Genomic DNA, 18,152 nt, shown 5'->3' with positions numbered 1-18,152 from the left:
CTGAGATCACGGTATAGGATTCGTTTGCGCAATCGCTTAAATATCGAGGCTGCAGGTGATTGATTCATAGATAAATAGTATTTATGAAGCACGGGGTGAGTGTCTATCTTGATAAAGTACGTAAAATTGTTACAAACCACTGATTGGTGATGTTACGACCAATCAGGTGTTGAGTAATTCAACAATACTCATTTATCTTTTTATATAAGCGACGGGAAAAATATCCCAAACAATGACCGAGTGGGGGAAAAATGAATGGAATACATGAAATAATGAGCTGTATCCGCTGAGCTGAGTATTTATGATAAGAAAAATTATCATAAATAAGGTGTCGATGAGTTAAAAATAGGCGAAGCACCAATACGCTGTTACGTTATTGTAAAAAATTAATGACAATAAATTTAATAAAACACATCCCCTTACCTTATATAAGGTTATGATCACAAATTAGTGACGGGAAAATGCTATTCCCTTGCTAGATAATCAATGAAATGGAAAAATTTCCCGTGTTGAAGAATTTACGGGAAAATTCCCCCATGAATAAACAAGACTTTATTAACACAGTAAATACGATTGAATCGCATACTGATGCCGAGCAGCGTATTACTCAATATTTCATGGAGAATTATACTGTTCTGCCATTTGCTAAAATTGATGATCTTTGCAAACAAATTGGTGTAGGAAAGGCAACACTCGGTCGCTTTCTGCAGCGAATTGGTTTTAGTGGGTTTATCGAATTTAAAAAACGGGTAACAGACGACCTAACTCAAACTTTAACGACGCCCATTGAACGTTATGAGTGCCATACCACTGCCCCATTGCCTGCTGACATGAAAGGTGTATTGGCAAACCATTACAATGAAGTCATGGATAACATGGAAAAAACCTATCAGGCTATTTCTGAAGATGACTTTGATAAAGCCGTGAGCTTAATGCGCCAACCGAAAGGAAAGTTATACGTAATGGGCAGTGCTTCATCTGAAGCCTTAGCAAATTATTTTTACTTATTAGCAAGGTATTTACGTCGAGATGTTGTATTGCTTAATGCTGATACCTCAACGCTACCACATCAGTTGGTTGATGTAACAAGTGACGACATATTGCTCGCCATTTCGTATCACCGCTATTCTAATATCACGGTAAGGTTGGTGCGTTGGTTCAGTGAGTGTGGTGGGCACATTATTGTTGTAACAGATCAAGCGGTAAACCCTTTTGTGCCTTATTGCTATGTTCAATTTAATGTAGAAAGTGCAGGTAGCGGTTTTTTCAATAACCGTGCAGCAGGGTTTTCATTAATTGAGGCATTTATAAAAGGGCTATCACAACCTAATGAAAAGGATAATCGTTTTAAACGAATTGAAGGATTATYTGATGAATTTAGCGTATTTAAAAGCTAAGCCATTCAAAAATAAATAAAGAAAATATTAAGAATATTCATATTGTTTGTATGGCATCTGGCTGTACAAATAATGTGCAGCAACACCTGCGTCTAAATAARAAATTTAATTAAATTCTAATTTGCTTCACTCATGAAGAGGTTTCTATGATTACATATTTAGCTTTACCATCTATATTTGGTGTCGGGTATTTTATTGTCAAAAAATACAATACCCAGGCAGTACTATTCCTTGCCGGTTTAACTATGATTGCTCTTGGCGTTATTAACGGAAATCCTGATTTTTTACCAAAGGGGGGGACGCATACTGGATCGATTGTTGTCGATTTTTTTGAAGTCATTAAAGTCATTTCATCAACTACACTCGCCAAGCTTGGTTTAATTATTATGGCTGTGGGTGGCTTTTCTAAATATATGGGCCATATTGGTGCGGCCAATGCGATGGTGCAAATAGCGACCAAACCGCTATCAGCGGTTAAAAACCCGTATATGGTGCTGGCAATGGCTTATATTATTGGCCAGTTAATTAATATTTTCATTCCTAGTGCAACAGGCCTCGCACTCCTTCTACTTGTTGCGATGTACCCAGTGTTAGTTGGTGTTGGCTGTAATCCTGCTGCTGCGGCAGCTGTTGTTGCGACAACGGGCTGCTTAGATTTGGGACCTGCATCTTCAGCTGCAAATAAAGCGGCTGAAGTTTCAAATATTGATGTTGCCACGTATTTTGCCAGCTATCAGCTACCTGTGGCTATGGTCGCAATGTTTGTTGTCGCTGCACTGCATTTTGTTTGTCAGCGTTACTTTGATCAAAAAGACGCCGAGAAAGGCATCAAGCATGAGTTTAACCTAGAGGCGAAAGAGCAACGTAAAGCGCCGAAATGGTTTGCTATCTTACCTGTGCTTCCCCTCATGCTGCTTCTTACTTTCAGTAAGTTTGCAATAACGTCAGTGAAAATGGACGTTGTAACCGCTATGTTCATTGCGCTATTCGTGTCTATGGTATGTGATTTCCTCTATACCCGCGATGGTAAGACGGTAGCCGCGTCATTGAAAGTGTACTTGGAAGGTATGGGAAATGTATTTGCCGGTGTCGTTACGCTAATCATTGCTGCTCAGGTTTTTGTTACGGGGCTAAAAGCAATTGGTTTTATTGATTTACTTCTAAACTCTGCTGCAAATATGGGGCTAGGATATTCAGCAATGGTAGTGGTGCTAGTCGCGATTATTGTGACGATCACCATGCTATCGGGTTCGGGCAATGCCGCTTTCTTTAGCTTCTCAAACTTGGCTCCCGACGTTGCTGCTCAAGTAGGTACCGCGACTGCACATGTTGCGCTGCCTATGCAGTTAGCATCTGGACTAATGCGTTCAGCATCACCTGTCGCTGGGGTTGTGATTGCATGTGCAGCTGTTGCGAATGTATCGCCAATTGAACTTGCTAAGCGTACCGCAATTCCAATGTTAGGCGGATTATTGACTGTCGTGATTTGTTCACAAGTGTTGGTGTAGGGGCGATTAAACAGGCTGGCGAGATCGCTGAGGATCTCGCTTGATCTAATACGTTACCTCGCTGTTAAAAACCTATCTGTTCTTATTTTCTATCTCAGAAGTTATGAAAGAACTTACTTGTTCTCATATCGTGAACATGCCGGAGTATAAATGAATATTGTTGATCGCTTTTTAAGTTACACACGCATTAATACGACAACAAACCGAGAAAATGGTGCCGCTGGCATCATGCCTTCTTCACCGGGTCAAATGGAGCTAGCACGCTTGCTGGTGGCCGAATTAGAGGTGCTGGGACTTGAAGATATTGTCTTACGCGACACTGCAATTTTAACCGCTACATTACCCGCCAATACAGAGAAAGACATTCCAACGGTCTCATTTTTTGCCCACTTAGATACCAGTGCTGAGCAGACTAACGACACGAAGGCCAAAATCGTTTCTTATCAGGGCGGTGATATCGTTTTAAATTCAGCGTTGGATATTGTCCTTAAAAAATCAGAATACCCCGAAATTGAGGCCTATGAAGGTCAAGAAATCATAGTTACTGATGGCACAAGCTTGCTAGGAGCGGATGATAAGGCGGCCATTGCTGCCATTATGCATGCCCTGCAAGTACTAAAAGCTAACCCTGAAATTGAACATGGTGATGTGAAAGTTGCTTTTGTTCCGGATGAAGAGCAGGGGCTGCGTGGTGCAAAGGCGTTTGATGTTGAAAGCTTCGGGGCTGATTTTGGTTATACCCTTGATTGCTGCGGTATTGGTGAATTTGTTCATGAGAACTGGAATGCTGGTAATGCGGTTATTACGTTTACGGGTCAATCTGCGCACCCGATGTCAGCCAAAGGTAAGCTGAAGAACTCGCTGTTAATGGCGCATAAGTTTATCGCCATGCTACCAGCTGGTGAGGCGCCTGAATACACAGAAGGCCGAGAAGGTTACTACTGGGTGAAAGAGCTGGCAGGTAATAGTGCGAAAACCGTTTTGAAAATGGATATCCGTGATTTCAGCAAACAGGGCTATGCAGAGCGCATGTTATTCCTGCAAAAGCTATCAGATAGTTGCCAAGCGCTATGGGGAGACGGGTGCATTGATATCGAATTGTCTGACCGCTACGAAAATGTTGCTAATAGCCTTGAAGGTGACGCTAAATTTCCCATCGAGATTGCTAAAGCGGCTTATGTGCGTAACGACATCACAATGAAAGCCATTCCGATGCGTGGTGGCTATGATGGTGCAGTATTGTCACAGAAGGGGCTGCCTTGTCCAAATATTTTCACTGGTGCCCATAACTTCCACTCGATTTATGAGTATCTTCCGGTGCAATCGCTACAGGCTGCAAGTAATGTCGTGATTGACGTTATTCGAATTACAGCAGAAGGGAAATATTAACCTGTTTGAGCAAAGCCTGAATTGACGCCAATAAAAAAGCCAGCATTCATAATGCTGGCTTTTTTTATGCTTTGCTAACTATTACTATTTTACAGTAGCTGGTTTAGCATCTTCTGGGTGCCAAGCACCATCTAGATCGTCTAGCTCTGGAAACTTAGAGCGGTCAAATTCAGGTACTTTACCTGCTTTTAGCTGCGTCTCGTAATCTTTGATTACTTTGATTGCTAGCTTAGATAGTAGTAGCAGTGCGATGATGTTAATCAGCGCCATCATACCCATAGAGGCATCTGCTAGGTTCCATACAACCGGTAGAGAAGCAACAGAGCCGAACATCACCATACCTAGTACACACAGACGGAAAGCAAATAGGCCTTTCTTCGTGTTACCGTTTAGGAACATGATGTTTGTTTCAGCGTAGCTGTAGTTCGCAATGATTGACGAGAAACAGAACAGTAGAATAGCGGCTGCCATGAAGTATGTAGTCCAGCCACCTAGCTCACTTGTTAGCGCTTGTTGAAGCAGACCGATACCTGATGCTGCATCAGGCTGATCCATCACACCACTTAGCATGATCATCGCAGCAGACGCTGTACAGATAACGATAGTATCAACAAATACACCTAGCATTTGAACAAAACCCTGTGAAGCAGGGTGGTTTGGATTTGGTGTTGCACTTGCTGCAATGTTTGCCGCTGAACCCATACCTGCTTCGTTCGAGAATAGACCACGAGCGATACCACTTTGCATTGCTTGAGCGATTGTGTAAGCCACACCACCAGCTGCAGCTTCCTGCCAACCAAATGCATGCTTAACAATCAGCGAAAGTACCGCTGGAAGCTGTGTGATGTTTAAAACAACAACCACAAGTGCAATTGCAAGGTAGCCTACGGCCATTACAGGTACGATACGTGCAGAAGCGACAGCAATCTTACGTAAACCACCCATAATAAAGAAGGCAGAGAAAGCAACAATAATCACACCCATGATGGTTTGATTAAAACCAAAAGAATGACTTAGTGCGTCAGTAATTGTGTTTGCTTGTACCGCATTGAAGACCAGACCGAAGGCGATGATTAGGAAGACTGAGAACAGGCTACCCATCCAGCGCATACCTAAGCCTTTTTCCATGTAGTAAGCTGGGCCACCACGGTACTGACCGTCAACATCTTTTGTTTTGTAAACTTGAGCCAGTGTTGATTCGATGAACGCTGTTGCCATACCGAACAGGGCAATAACCCACATCCAGAAGATAGCACCAGGGCCACCTACGGTAAGTGCCACAGCAACACCTGCCATGTTACCTGTACCTACACGCGCTGCCATCGAAGTACAAAATACCTGATAAGAACTAATGCCTTCATCAGCATTTTTACCGCTCTTAAGTACAGCGACTGCATGTTTGAATTGGCGAATTTGAATGAAGCCCAAGCGTAAAGTGAAGTACACACCTACTGCAACCAGTAAGTAAACAAGGATTTGGCCCCATAAAACACCATTAACTGCGCCAATAACGGTCATCAAACCGTCATTCAACGAAGTTAACAAAGATTCGTTTGTAACACTCATAGTTTTTTCCTGTAAATGACACCCTGTAATAAAGCTTACTGGGTTAACTGGAACGTCCATTTATATGTCAGTTCATGAATATGATTCTGAATTTATATTTTTTATTACTCATCATTGAGTATCTATGTGTAACGCTATCTAGTTACATTTATGAAACATTGAATCAGTTGTTTCATCTTTAGACGGGGCTGTAAGTTAGCATGAAATATGGCAAAACGCAGTGAGATCAATGTCACGTTTTTTGAATGATTTATGTGAGAAATACACTTGCAGTCTATCGTTCTGTATATCTTTTTTATTAATATCAAATGGTTATCTATATCGTTAAAGCTGTACCCGACCTGAAAAAGAAACGTTGTTCAATTGAGTTTTTATCTGAATTTTACACTGTGTTAATAATATTTTGCAGAATATTTAACCTTTATGACTTTTTGTATCTGCTGATTTTCTTAACATTTACCCGTACGGGTAAGAATTGGTGATGATGTTTGTTCTGTTTCTGGTTTGATTTTGTTAAATAAAAACCGCATTTGTATGCGGCTTTATAGAAGGGTGAATAATAAATGAATACTAATGAAGATAAGCGGGTGTGATAGCTTGAGCTTGCGTTATGTTCAACTCTTGCGCTTTGAGCTCTTGTCGCGAAGATTTTTGGCTCGTCGAGGCTATTACTGAAAATTGGTGACCACACAAACATAGGTAGCGGTTATCGGGTGAAACTAAAAACTCTTCATCTTGGCCGCATTGGCTGCACACCGGGTGATTAGACACTATTTACTCCTTATTATAGTTATTAATATGGAGCTAATCATAATCGGTGTTTTTTGWACTTAAAAATGAAGCGTGAATAATTTTGGATTGAGGACAAAGTTTGCAACTTTGTCATAAAACTAAATTGTATTTAATAACATAATAGTATAAGCGATAAAAAACCCGCGAGAGCGGGCTTTTATGTTGTATATAGTTCTGCTTTTAATCGCAGAAAGGACGATTAGAAAGAAGTACGCTTATAACGGCGGTATTCTGATTGCCAGAAGTTGTCGTTAATTTTCTCTTTAATACGTTCATCTGTATTCTTTGATGCTTTCTTCTGCTCTACCGCCTTCTTTGCTACGGCAAAAGCGATTTTACAAGAGACATCTTGAATGTCTTCTAGCGGAGGAAGAAGTGCACCTGAGCCATTAATGGCTAGAGGCGAACATTCAGCAAGCGCACGGCTACTTTCCATCAGCATTTCGTCAGTAACGCGGCTTGCACCGACTGAAAGCACACCTAGACCAATACCTGGGAAGATGTAGCTATTGTTACATTGTGCAATTGGGTAAGTTTTACCATTGTGTACCACAGGTTCGAATGGTGAGCCTGTAGCAACTAGTGCATTACCGTCAGTCCAGCGGATCAAATCAGCAGGTGTTGCTTCAACACGGCTTGTTGGATTTGATAGCGGGAAGATGATTGGGCGCTCACAGTGGGCGTACATTTCACGGATAACTTCTTCGCTAAACAAACCTGGTACACCTGATACACCAATCAGAATTGTTGGTTTAGCATTACGCATAACATCAAGTAGAGAGATATTGTTATCTTCAGTATCCCACTCATTAATTGTGCTACGGCTTTGAACCAATTTTTTCTGGAAGTTAATCAGGTTCGGCATGTCGTCAACAAGTAAACCCCAGCGATCTACCATGTATACTTGACTACGGGCTTGTGCGTCGCTGATACCTTCAGATACCATTTGGGCAATGATAGCCTCTGCAATACCACAACCAGCAGAACCTGCACCCAAGAACGTGATGCGTTGGTCAGAAAGTTGGCTGCCTGCTGCTTTACATGCTGCAAGTAAAGAACCAACAGTTACTGCTGCTGTACCTTGAATATCATCATTGAAGCAACAAACTTCGTCTTTATAACGTTCAAGTAAAGGCATTGCGTTCTTCTGTGCAAAGTCTTCAAATTGAATTAATGCTTCAGGCCAACGCTCTTTAACAGCGGTAATGAATTCATCAACAAAGTTGTCGTATTCTTGACCAGTAATACGAGGGTGACGCCAACCCATATACATAGGATCAGAAAGGCGTTGAGGATTATTCGTACCTACATCCAGTACCACAGGTAGGGTGTACGCAGGACTAATACCGCCACAAGCGGTATATAGTGCTAGTTTACCGATAGGAATACCCATACCACCGATACCTTGGTCACCTAAACCAAGAATACGTTCGCCATCAGTTACAACAATAACTTTCACGTTGTGACGAGAAGCGTTATTTAGCATGTCTTCAATGCGATCTCGATTTGGATACGAGATAAATAGGCCACGACCACGGCGGTAAATGTTCGAGAAGTCTTCACAAGCCGCGCCAACGGTTGGCGTGTAAATGATAGGCATCATTTCAGAGATGTGGTTTTCAACTAAACGATAGAAAAGCGTTTCGTTGGTATCTTGGATATTACGCAAGTAAATGTGCTTATCCATGTCTTTATCAAACTTTTGATACTGCTGATAAGCACGATCTGTTTGTTCTTCAATCGTCTCGATAGCTTCTGGAAGTAAACCTTCCAAGTTGAAGAACATGCGTTCTTCGACAGAGAATGCACTACCTTTGTTAAGTAAAGGTGTTTCTAGTAACGCAGGACCAGCGTAGGGAATGTAGAGAGGACGTTTATTGTTGTTCATGCAATAGACTCTGTTTCTTTGATAGACAATTTAAGAAAAGCATCGCTGTTTTTCGATTAGGTGTTTATCGTAGATCTACAAGGCTTTTAATTCAAAGGGAAACCGCATATTTTTCGAGAAAGAGATCATGTTTTTTGGTATTTTTTTACAGTCTTTAACACGGTAAAATTTTAATCGTCACTTTTATGTTGTACTTGTTGCGATTGATGATCTTTATGATGAATTTTTAATTCTAAATTGTTGTTTTTTGTGGTTGGTTTTTGAGTGGTAAATTTAACCTCTCTTGTTTGGTGTGGATACGCTTTGTTTTGTGGGGTTTATGTTTAATTTGTTGCGTTGTGGATCTAATTTGGTTTCTTCTTTGACTCTATCTTGATCCTTTAACGTTTCAGTATGGTGCCATTTCTCATCAATTTACAACCAACATAAATGTAAAAGAAAACGCCCATCATTCAGTAATGGGCGTTCGTTTATATTTGCTCCCTTAATTGACTAGCTGTCGACGACTAGCCATTGCTGAGATAACCAATAAAACGGCGAGCCATTGCGATGTGGTGCTGTACAGTTTAAACGGTGTCGGCCGTTACCAAGTGGTGCTGGTGGCGAGACGTCGAAAGATGTTTCTGTTTTCCAGTTAACCTCAATCGATTGCCCGTTTAAATAGCATTGTAAATGAGGGTAATGTGCCTCACGGGACTCAATCAGTTTGATAGACAGTGGAGGTTGCTGCTGTTGTGTCAGGGGATCGGGTAATTCGGTGAACAGCATCGGTAGTGGGTAAGCGCTGATCTTATGACGTAGTGAGTTTATCGATGCATAGTTACCTGCGGCATTAAATCGCGGTAAAGCCTGCCAATCACTGTTTACGCCTATAGAGCCAGATTGCTGACCAAAGGCAATATAGCCTTGTTCTTCAAGCCACTGTTTAAGCTCATTGTTGTATTCACCGTATGGGTAGGCAAACAACATGGGTGCCGTACCTATTTCGTCCTTAATTCGTTGTTGGGCTGCGTTTATATTGTTTTGGGTTTCAGCTAACCATTTCTTATTACTAAAAGCCTCACGGACAAGGTAAGCGTGATCTGTGGTGTGATTAGCGATTGTCGCTCCATTCTCCGCCATTTCTCTGAGTTGTTTCCATGAGCAATAACCTGGGTAATTTTTATCGACAGGATCGGTTGTTGTAAAAACGGTGAACGGGTAGCCACGACGTTTGAGTTCAGGATAGGCATTTTCGCAAACAGAGACAAAACCGTCATCAAATGTTAGCACTAAGCTTTTTTCAGCAAGTGCATCACCTTTTTGTACACGTTTAATGGCATCTGTTAAGTCGACAATCTGGTAACCGCTTGCTTCGAAGTGATCTAGCTGAGCTTTGAATTGCTCAATGGTCGTCGATGTAGAGTTTGGTGTGTCATCAGCGATATGGTGGTAGAGAAGAATATTAAGCGGCTGAGCACTCGCTGTTGAGGCGAGAGAGAACCAACAGAGGGATAATAGAAAAACAGTACGAATAAAAGTGGTCATATTACTTACTTGTCGAGAAAAATATTGTTGTTTGGCCTCTAGTGCTTATCGAGGCGTCGGCATTGTACTCATCTCATACAGGAATAAAACTGCCTATGGTTATTTTTCTTCTAGAATGGAACTCACTACTCACTTCAAGTTTATTTACAAAATGGCTTTACTCATCGATAAATCATCAGAAGCATTTTTAAGCTTATGACTTTGCTGAATTATATATGAATTAATAATTCAATCATTAACGTTAGATTGTCACTAGAATAGCAAGCCTTCAAATTAAAAATATAATCAAGGACGATTTAATGACGGGAATACGTCAACTCCATATGGGTATAACTTTGGCGCTGGCCATTTCAATATTTGGTGCTTTTGTTTTAGAGCAAGGCGTGTACTTACGGCTTCTGCTGGGCTTAGCGTTAGGCATTGCTTTAACAAAAGGGGCGATTGGCTTTGCCGGAAGCATTAATAGGGCATATAGAAGGGGATCGACCCAGTTACTTCAGACCCTCATGCTTCTTTTTGTTGCGACAGCCATTATCAATGCTGGGCTATTATATGGTTCAGATCCGGGTACCTACAATTTGTGGGTTAACCCGATTAACATTGGCTTAATCGTCGGTGGCTTAATGTTCGGCTTTGGTATGACATTATCTAGTTGCTGCGCATCCGGTGTAATGGTTGAAATGGTAAGCGATGTGCCACGTGCTTTAACAACCTTAGTCGCATTTGGTTTTGGTGTGTTTATTGGTTTTCCAATTCAATCTAGCTCGCCGCTAGTGACGGAAACGCTTTTCTCTACTGTGAGCTACGAAGGGCAGGGTGTATTTTTACCAGACTTGTTTGCATGGGGGCCATTGAACGGTTATTTGATGTCGATTTTGGTCACTATTGCTTTTGCCGCTATAACTATCAAGCTTGCTAAAAAGTATGAGAATAAGCGAAAGCAAGATGGGACATATTTGGGCGTCGATGCTGAGCATAACCGTGAACCAAGCCAATTAGGTGAGCGTGATGTTGAGCGCTTTTCTTGGCTTCGTTCATTATGGAGCATGAACACTGCTGCTTTAGTCATTGCTGTAATATTTGGTGTGATGATGGCGACAACATCATCTGGCTGGGGCGCTTCATCACCATTTGGTTTTTGGTTTGGTAAGCTGCTGCTTACTTTTGGTGTCGGAATTGAAACTATCACTGACTTTACAGGCCGCCCTCAACAAGTGTTTACAACGCCATTTTTTGAACACGGTGTATCAGTACAAAATGCCGGCATTTTGCTAGGCACACTGATAGCAGTGTTATGGATAGGAAAGTTTAGCTCGCCATGTAAAGCGCGTTACTCATTCAAGCAGTACTTACTGTTTGCATTGGGCGGTGTACTAATGGGGTTGGGTACACGTTTTGCGAATGGTTGTAATGTTGGTGCCTTGTATACCCCGATTGCAAATTTCTCGCTGTCTGGCTGGATATTCTTCGCGACCATTGTTGCTGGTGGCATTATGGGTAATCAGTTTGCCAGAAAGGTAAAGTTGATTGCTGCAGCTCCGGCATGCCAGTTCAAAAGTGCGCCAAGCACACCTTAATACTACCGTTGTAAACATAAAAAACGAATAAATAGGCTGGTAGGTTACTCTTTCTAGTTAATACTTAAGAAGTCGTTTTTACGCTTTTTTTACGCGAAGGTGGGAGTGGTATTTGGTAGAGTGCCACTCTCTGTTATTTCTTCTGGCTTTTTCCTTATGACAACGTATTGGCATCAGAATCGCTATTTTGTTTCCTTAACTGTTTTTGCTGCTGCGCTTTTAGTGTCTTTGGGTATTGAACGATGGTTGGGGTCTACCATTGCGGTTTTACTCATACTCCAACTCTCTATTGTAGTGATTGCGCTCCAATGCCATTCTCCTATCGCATATATTGCGGCTGTGATAGAAGCGTTGAGCTTCAATTTTCTGTTTACGACACCACGCTACTCTCTACAGATGTTCCATCTGGACGATATCATCAATCTGGTTGTGTTTATTATTGTGGCCTTCACGACCAGTCAATTGGCCGAGCGTTATCGACGTCAGCAAGGTGAGCTTAAACAGGCCAAATTACGCAATCAAATTTTACTCTCGGTATCTCATGATTTACGAACACCTCTTGCTGGTATTATCGGTAATTTAACTACTCTGAAAGAGTATATGCCTCAACTGAGTGAGGCTGAGAAACATGAGCTACTTGATAGTGCGACAACAGAGAGCCATCGCTTACATCAATATATTGAAAACCTACTACAGGCGACAAAATTGCAGCACGGTGCGATGGTGGTTAGAAAAAACCAAGAATCGCTTATCCATATATTAAATAACACCATTGCTCGTTTTTCCTTGCCCCCAGAACGGATTATCGTCGGTGTTGATGGCGCTATTGGTCTTGTTACAGTCAGCAGTTCGTTAATTGAGCAAGCATTGTTCAATATATTGGATAACGCACTACGTTATTCATCTAATGAAGAGCCCGTGACTGTGGCTGTGTTCCAGCAAACACATACTGTTGTTATTGATATCCTTAATAAGGGGAAATCGCTGACTGATAGGGAAGCAGAGCGTATCTTTGATCTTTTCTATACAGGAGAGGAAACGAAAACAACCGACTCTGGTTCAGGGCTTGGGCTTGCTGTTGCTAAAGGTGTGATCAACGCTCACCACGGTACGATTGAATGTATTGTTGTGCCTCAAGGTTGTCAGATACGCATTTGCTTACCTTCCAGTAATTAAGGATATTCACTATGAACTATAAAATTCTGGTTGTGGACGACGAACCACAAATTCACACCTTTATTCGAATATCACTGGCCGCTGAGGGGTTTGAGTATATTGGTGCCGATACTATTTGTACGGCTAAACAGAAAATTGATGAACATGCTCCTCATGTCATTGTATTAGACCTTGGTTTACCAGACGGCGATGGTATAAGTTTGCTTCAAACGATACGCCAATCTGCCAAAACCCCCGTACTTATTTTAACGGCACGTGATAAAGAAGATGAGAAAATTCGCCTATTAGAGGCAGGGGCTAATGACTATTTAAGTAAACCTTTTGGTATTCGAGAATTGATCGTTCGAATTAAAGTATTAGTTCGTGATTTAGTGGATGAAATTGAGCAACTAGATACTCAATGTTTTGGAGAATTAACCGTAAGAAAAAGCACCAACCAAACTTGGCTCGGTGAAACTGAAATCATGCTCACAAAAAAAGAGTTTGCGTTCATTGATATGCTAATCAGTAATGCTGGGCGACTCGTTAAACAAACAGAGTTACTCGAGAAAATTTGGGGTAAAAGCCATATTGAGGATACCCATTACTTGCGCATCCTTGTGAGTCAATTACGTAAAAAACTCAATGACAGTGCCGATGAACAGCAGGTAATTAAGACGGAATCGGGTTTAGGTTATCGCTTGGTGTCATCAGGTGTGGACCGTGTTTAATACTCTCGATCAGATTTTGGACTGCCCCGACGATGTTATTCCCATATTTTAAAAAATAATAAAGGCTATGTTATGGCACATTTTACTGTGATTGGTTTGGGGCGATTTGGTGTAGCGGCAAGCCTAGAGTTAATTACTCTTGGACATACAGTGACAGGGGTAGATATAAACCCGAAACTTGTGGAGAAATACGTTGAAGATCTTACCCAAGCAGTTATTTGTGATTCAACCGATGAGAGTGGGCTAAGGGATCTAGATTTAGCTAATAGTGACGCTGTTTTAGTTGCTATTGGCGAAGATATGCAGTCCAGCCTGCTATGTACATTGGCTTTAAAAAACGTGGGGGTGAAAGAAATATGGGTGAAAGCCAGTACTAAGGCTCATCATACGATTGTGTCTAAGCTCGGAGTCCAGCGAATTATTCACCCTGAAGAGGAGATGGGGGTCCGTGTAGCACAAGCGCTAAATTACCCAATGGTCAATAATTACCTCTCTATTGGGCATGGCCTTTACGTTGTCGAGATTCACATAAAACCAGCTTTACATGAAGCGCTTCTATTGCAGGTGCTGGGTGATGCAAAAAGTCGCGTGAAAACTGTAATGGTCAAGCGTGAACAACTTGTATTAACCGATATTAAAGAGAGCTTTGTACTTAAAGCCAACGATATAGTTTTGCTTTGTGGTACGCAGGTTGAACTCAAATCTTTAGCGCCAAGGTTGGTGTAGCATGGTGTTGTGGCATCCTTCTGTATCACCGGTTGAACGTAAGCCTAAAGCTGGTAAGAAGATACTCGCAGCCCCCCCACTTATTTTAAGTGGTAGTTTTCTATTCTTGATTTTGTTAGGAACTGCATTACTAAAATTACCGATAGCAACCCATGAACCCATTAGTTGGATTCAGAGTTTATTTACGGCTACTTCTGCTATTACCGTGACAGGGTTAGCTGTGGTTGATACTGGGACGCAATTTACCCTGTTTGGCCAGACAGTCATCGCCTTACTGATTCAGTTTGGTGGGCTGGGTTTGATGACTTTTGCCATTGTGACCTTGATTACCCTTGGTGGTAAAATCGGTTTTCTGGAGCGTATTGTCGCTAAAGAAGCGTTCAATCAGACAGACTCTTCAACTTTAGTTGCGACGGCTAAATCGGTACTTGTGTTTGCGCTGGTTGTTGAACTGGTTGGAGTGGCTATCTTGAGCACTTATTGGAGTGCAGAGTTAGGCTGGCAAACCAGCTTATTTCATGGTTTCTTTTACACTATTAGTGCATTCAATAATGCTGGATTCGCATTGAGTGCGGATAGCTTAATGCCTTATGTCGATGACCCTGTTATTAACCTGACCATTACAGGGCTCTTTATTGTCGGTGGCCTGGGGTTCTCTGTTTGGTTGGATTTGAAACGCCACCGTTGTTGGTCAAAACTAACGGTGTACAGCCGAATGATGATTATCGGTACGGTTATCATTAATGCGCTGGCACTTATTGCCATTTACCTGATTGAATATGATAACCCCAATACATTAGCGCCATTGAGCGAAACAGGGAAGTGGCTTGCTTCTTGGTTTCAGGCTGTAACGCCTAGAACTGCAGGGTTTAATACGTTAGCTATAGACCAACTCGAAGATGCTACGACTTCGATTATGTTGGTACTGATGTTTATTGGTGGTGGTTCATTAAGTACTGCAAGTGGTATAAAAGTGGTCACTTTAATGGTACTAATCTTATCTACTTATGGCTATTTGAGGCGTGATGAACAAGTTTATGTATTTAAACGTGAAATCGCAAAAGAGACTATAAGTAAGGCCGTCGCGCTCACTATGATATCGGTGGGAGTGACATGGATGGCTATTTTTGCTTTATTGCTGAGTGAAAATGCCCCAATGATCGATATTGTGTTTGAGGCGGTATCGGCGCTCGGAACTGTGGGGTTATCTCGCGGGCTAACAAGCAGCCTTTCAACATCTGGCGAGTTCATTATCATACTTCTGATGTTTATCGGCAGGTTGGGGCCGTTGACACTGGCGTACTTTTTGGCAAGCCCAAGAAGTAAAAAGCTACGCTACGCAGAAACAAAATTGGCGGTCGGTTAAGTGCTATCGTTTTTCAACCAATCTCTGCTACTGCAATAGAGCCTACCTTACTTCGGTAATCAACGGTCGTTTTAAAATCAACTTCATGGCGCTCTTAATGTTCTTTGTATCGCTAAAGCAGTCAACGCATTGTTTCCATATGTGGACGAGTTTAGTGGGATTTGACGTTAAAAATTATATATATTGTCGGTGCTACCAAGCTATATAAGGATGATAAGAATAATGARATTAGATGCTATCCTATGGGATTATGACGGAACAATAGTCAATTCGGTCCCTAAAAACATAGATATTACAAAGAGCATTTTATCCATTGTAGCCCCCAATTTAACAGGGGATAACCTTCCTCAATGCCTACAGTGTGAGACGGCGTACCATGAAGCAAATCATGCTGCGAAAAACTGGCAAGATCTCTATGTTAATTACTATGGCATGACCGAAGCTGAAATGTTGGCGGCAGGATCGTTATGGGCTGAACACCAGTTAAGCAATACCACCTCCGTAAAACTGTTTACTGGAGTGGATGACGCGGTACGCAGTTTATCTTCTGTCGCTCATGGGATCTGCTCTCAAAACTCTTCAAAGAATATATTAAATGTCTTATCTGAAGCTCAGGTTGATGCCTATTTTAAAGCTGTAATAGGTTATGACGATGTGTCGCAACATGGCCAGAAACCATCACCGGAGGGTGGGTTAAAATGCCTCGACCAATTGTTTGATAGCCCTGAAAATAAGACCATTATGTATGTTGGTGACCATGAAGCCGACGTACAATTTGCTCGAAACCTGCAATTTTCATTAGGTCAAAAGTCTACCGTCATTTCTGTCGCAGTGGCTTACAGTGGTGCAGCGCCTGAAAGTTGGGAGGTGAAGCCTGACTTTATCATTCGGTCTCCATGCGAACTTACTACCATTTGTGAGCAGTTTTTATAATCAGGCATCGGTAAAGTCATCATTCACGAATGATGACTACTTTTTATTTTACTGCCTAGTTGGATATTCTTCTCGACATAACTTCGAACAAAAATGGATCAATGAACTTTCGGCCATACAGGCTTGGTCAAGCTAGCGAATTGTACTTTTAAATTGTATTAGATATGGATGATATTATTTATTATCGAAGCTTTGCCTAGTTACTTAAATTACGCATAACAATGGTTTATGAAGCGTGGTGTGAGTATAGAAATCAGCTACGGAATTGATTCGGGAATATGAGTGTCAAAAATGACCGACAATCGTAGAGCAGCTAGAATGTTTGAAATATTAGATTATAAAGGTAATGGAGACACGACGAGAGGTGAGTTCAATATTGGGCGCATATTTATTGTACCTGCTATCTTTTTGCTTACTGCATGTGCGTCGCCTGCCGCTAGGAATTCCTCGCCAGATTCGGAATTCCTAAATCCTTTGGGTACTCCTCAGCTAAGATTTTGGGATGCTTTTCCCGGCCATACCAGCAATTATTATATTAATGATGAGTTTGATTTGTTGCTCGCTAATAAGCAAGAGGGAGAACCAATAAACCATCTTGCACTATCTGGTGGTGGGATTAATGGTGCACTTTCTGCCGGAATTCTTAATGCTTGGACTGAGCGTGGTGATCGTCCTGAATTTGATATAGTCAGTGGGGTATCAACTGGGGCTTTGGTTTCGGTGTTTGCTTATCTTGGTCATGAGTATGACGCTGAGTTGCGCTATTACTATACTGAAACCCCACCAGAGGAAATGTTTCGACGAAACTCGATTTTTCGGACTATCTCTCAAAACTCGCTCGTAGATACAGCTGGGTTCGAGGGAAAGGTACGCAGTGTTATCAATGACCAAATGTTACGCGATCTTGCCAAGGAAAGGGAAAGAGGGAGGATACTCCTTATTGGAACTACGAACCTTGATAATGAAAAAATGGCAATATGGGATATAGGTAATATTGCCAAAGTTGGAACCCACGAGGCAAAGGCGTTGATTCAGGATGTGATTATCGCGAGTAGTTCAATCCCTGGGGCATTCCCCGCGAAACTTATCCAGATAGAAGATGGGGTAGAGCGATACGATGAATTACATGTCGACGGTGGCGTTTCGCGACAGGTGTTTTTAATTCCGCAATGGTTGCGCCATCAGTTGGAGTATACACCTCGAGAACGAACCATTTATCTGATTCGAAACGGAGAGCTGAAACCTCGCTTTAGAAATGTTGAAAATGATCTTGCTGACATATCCTCTAGCGCTATATCCACACTTATCCGAAATCAAGGTGTGGGAGATGTAGAATATATTTACCATCATGCGGCGGAACATCAGCTGAACTTTATGCTTGCGTATATTGATGAAGACTTCGAGCGAAAGGTACCGGAGTCAGAGTACCTTAGGTACATGCAGTCGTTATATCAATATGGTTATCAGAAAACGTTGGATGGCGAACTTTGGGTAGATATCCCACCGAGCATTGGCGAGTGAGGTCACTAGCTCAGCGCTTTTCTTGTAACGTGCAGAGGTGATATTTTGTTTGCTTACGATTGTATCGCGGCACTCA

Annotated in this window: 14 protein-coding genes; 10 read left to right on the top strand and 4 right to left on the bottom strand. The window is 41.8% G+C overall.

The genetic code is table 11. From position 1 onward, the window contains the following. Positions 1 to 536: 536 nt before the first annotated feature. The 3 genes from L4D78_RS10575 (at position 537) to pepT (ending at position 4,294) form a co-directional block, all read left to right on the top strand. Positions 537 to 1,397: a MurR/RpiR family transcriptional regulator gene (locus L4D78_RS10575; RefSeq protein ID WP_428466881.1), complete on the top strand. Its 861-nt coding sequence runs from the start codon at positions 537 to 539 to the stop codon at positions 1,395 to 1,397. A gap of 146 nt (positions 1,398 to 1,543) precedes the next feature. Continuing rightward, a complete protein-coding gene (gene dcuC, locus L4D78_RS10570; protein ID WP_428466880.1) occupies positions 1,544 to 2,905 on the top strand; it encodes a C4-dicarboxylate transporter DcuC in 1,362 nt (453 codons plus the stop codon). 150 nt (positions 2,906 to 3,055) lie between these two features. Further along, positions 3,056 to 4,294: a peptidase T gene (pepT, locus tag L4D78_RS10565; protein ID WP_428466879.1), complete on the top strand. Its 1,239-nt coding sequence runs from the start codon at positions 3,056 to 3,058 to the stop codon at positions 4,292 to 4,294. Positions 4,295 to 4,378: 84 nt separating this feature from the next. Here pepT and L4D78_RS10560 read toward each other — a convergent pair whose 3' ends face one another. The 4 genes from L4D78_RS10560 to L4D78_RS10545 all read right to left on the bottom strand — a co-directional run bounded on the left by L4D78_RS10560 (position 4,379) and on the right by L4D78_RS10545 (position 10,067). After that, positions 4,379 to 5,860, bottom strand: a complete 1,482-nt coding sequence (locus L4D78_RS10560) for an alanine/glycine:cation symporter family protein (protein ID WP_428466878.1) — start codon at positions 5,858 to 5,860, stop codon at positions 4,379 to 4,381. A 570-nt stretch (positions 5,861 to 6,430) separates the two neighbouring features. Beyond that, positions 6,431 to 6,631, bottom strand: a complete 201-nt coding sequence (locus L4D78_RS10555) for a hypothetical protein (RefSeq protein ID WP_428458690.1) — start codon at positions 6,629 to 6,631, stop codon at positions 6,431 to 6,433. 220 nt (positions 6,632 to 6,851) lie between these two features. Next, entirely contained in the window at positions 6,852 to 8,540 is a 1,689-nt protein-coding gene (locus L4D78_RS10550) for an NAD-dependent malic enzyme (protein ID WP_428458691.1), read from the bottom strand. A gap of 492 nt (positions 8,541 to 9,032) precedes the next feature. Further along, positions 9,033 to 10,067 carry a polysaccharide deacetylase family protein gene (locus tag L4D78_RS10545; protein WP_428466877.1) on the bottom strand — a complete coding sequence of 345 codons (1,035 nt, stop codon included), beginning with the start codon at positions 10,065 to 10,067 and terminating at the stop codon, positions 9,033 to 9,035. 299 nt (positions 10,068 to 10,366) lie between these two features. On the opposite strand from L4D78_RS10545, the gene L4D78_RS10540 reads away from it, so the two are divergent. From L4D78_RS10540 to L4D78_RS10510, 7 genes are all read left to right on the top strand, one after another. Continuing rightward, on the top strand, positions 10,367 to 11,644 hold the full coding sequence (locus L4D78_RS10540; protein ID WP_428466876.1) for a YeeE/YedE family protein: 1,278 nt from the start codon (positions 10,367 to 10,369) through the stop codon (positions 11,642 to 11,644). Between the two features lie 156 nt (positions 11,645 to 11,800). Then, a complete protein-coding gene (locus L4D78_RS10535) occupies positions 11,801 to 12,820 on the top strand; it encodes a sensor histidine kinase (protein WP_428466932.1) in 1,020 nt (339 codons plus the stop codon). A gap of 11 nt (positions 12,821 to 12,831) precedes the next feature. Continuing rightward, entirely contained in the window at positions 12,832 to 13,530 is a 699-nt protein-coding gene (locus L4D78_RS10530; protein ID WP_428466875.1) for a response regulator transcription factor, read from the top strand. Between the two features lie 72 nt (positions 13,531 to 13,602). Further along, complete coding sequence (locus tag L4D78_RS10525; RefSeq protein WP_428466874.1) at positions 13,603 to 14,256, top strand: potassium channel family protein; 654 nt, start codon at positions 13,603 to 13,605, stop codon at positions 14,254 to 14,256. Position 14,257: 1 nt separating this feature from the next. After that, positions 14,258 to 15,622: a TrkH family potassium uptake protein gene (locus L4D78_RS10520; protein ID WP_428466873.1), complete on the top strand. Its 1,365-nt coding sequence runs from the start codon at positions 14,258 to 14,260 to the stop codon at positions 15,620 to 15,622. A 222-nt stretch (positions 15,623 to 15,844) separates the two neighbouring features. Next, on the top strand, positions 15,845 to 16,555 hold the full coding sequence (locus tag L4D78_RS10515) for an HAD family hydrolase (RefSeq protein WP_428466872.1): 711 nt from the start codon (positions 15,845 to 15,847) through the stop codon (positions 16,553 to 16,555). A 291-nt stretch (positions 16,556 to 16,846) separates the two neighbouring features. Further along, complete coding sequence (locus L4D78_RS10510) at positions 16,847 to 18,076, top strand: patatin-like phospholipase family protein (RefSeq protein ID WP_428466931.1); 1,230 nt, start codon at positions 16,847 to 16,849, stop codon at positions 18,074 to 18,076. Positions 18,077 to 18,152 lie beyond the last annotated feature (76 nt).

This window comes from Photobacterium minamisatsumaniensis (assembly GCF_050336695.1).
Classification (GTDB): domain Bacteria; phylum Pseudomonadota; class Gammaproteobacteria; order Enterobacterales; family Vibrionaceae; genus Photobacterium; species Photobacterium minamisatsumaniensis.
Note: the sequence above shows the minus strand (reverse complement) of the source record. Positions and strands in the feature narration are given on the sequence as shown.

What these genes read in the sequence shown, in the direction of transcription:
- L4D78_RS10560 (WP_428466878.1), bottom strand. Translation starts at nt 5,860, where the DNA reads ATGAGTGTTACAAACGAATCTTTGTTAACTTCGTTGAATGACGGTTTG.
- pepT (WP_428466879.1), top strand. Translation starts at nt 3,056, where the DNA reads ATGAATATTGTTGATCGCTTTTTAAGTTACACACGCATTAATACGACA.
- L4D78_RS10535 (WP_428466932.1), top strand. Translation starts at nt 11,801, where the DNA reads ATGACAACGTATTGGCATCAGAATCGCTATTTTGTTTCCTTAACTGTT.
- L4D78_RS10550 (WP_428458691.1), bottom strand. Translation starts at nt 8,540, where the DNA reads ATGAACAACAATAAACGTCCTCTCTACATTCCCTACGCTGGTCCTGCG.
- L4D78_RS10545 (WP_428466877.1), bottom strand. Translation starts at nt 10,067, where the DNA reads ATGACCACTTTTATTCGTACTGTTTTTCTATTATCCCTCTGTTGGTTC.
- dcuC (WP_428466880.1), top strand. Translation starts at nt 1,544, where the DNA reads ATGATTACATATTTAGCTTTACCATCTATATTTGGTGTCGGGTATTTT.
- L4D78_RS10520 (WP_428466873.1), top strand. Translation starts at nt 14,258, where the DNA reads ATGGTGTTGTGGCATCCTTCTGTATCACCGGTTGAACGTAAGCCTAAA.
- L4D78_RS10540 (WP_428466876.1), top strand. Translation starts at nt 10,367, where the DNA reads ATGACGGGAATACGTCAACTCCATATGGGTATAACTTTGGCGCTGGCC.
- L4D78_RS10530 (WP_428466875.1), top strand. Translation starts at nt 12,832, where the DNA reads ATGAACTATAAAATTCTGGTTGTGGACGACGAACCACAAATTCACACC.
- L4D78_RS10525 (WP_428466874.1), top strand. Translation starts at nt 13,603, where the DNA reads ATGGCACATTTTACTGTGATTGGTTTGGGGCGATTTGGTGTAGCGGCA.
- L4D78_RS10510 (WP_428466931.1), top strand. Translation starts at nt 16,847, where the DNA reads ATGACCGACAATCGTAGAGCAGCTAGAATGTTTGAAATATTAGATTAT.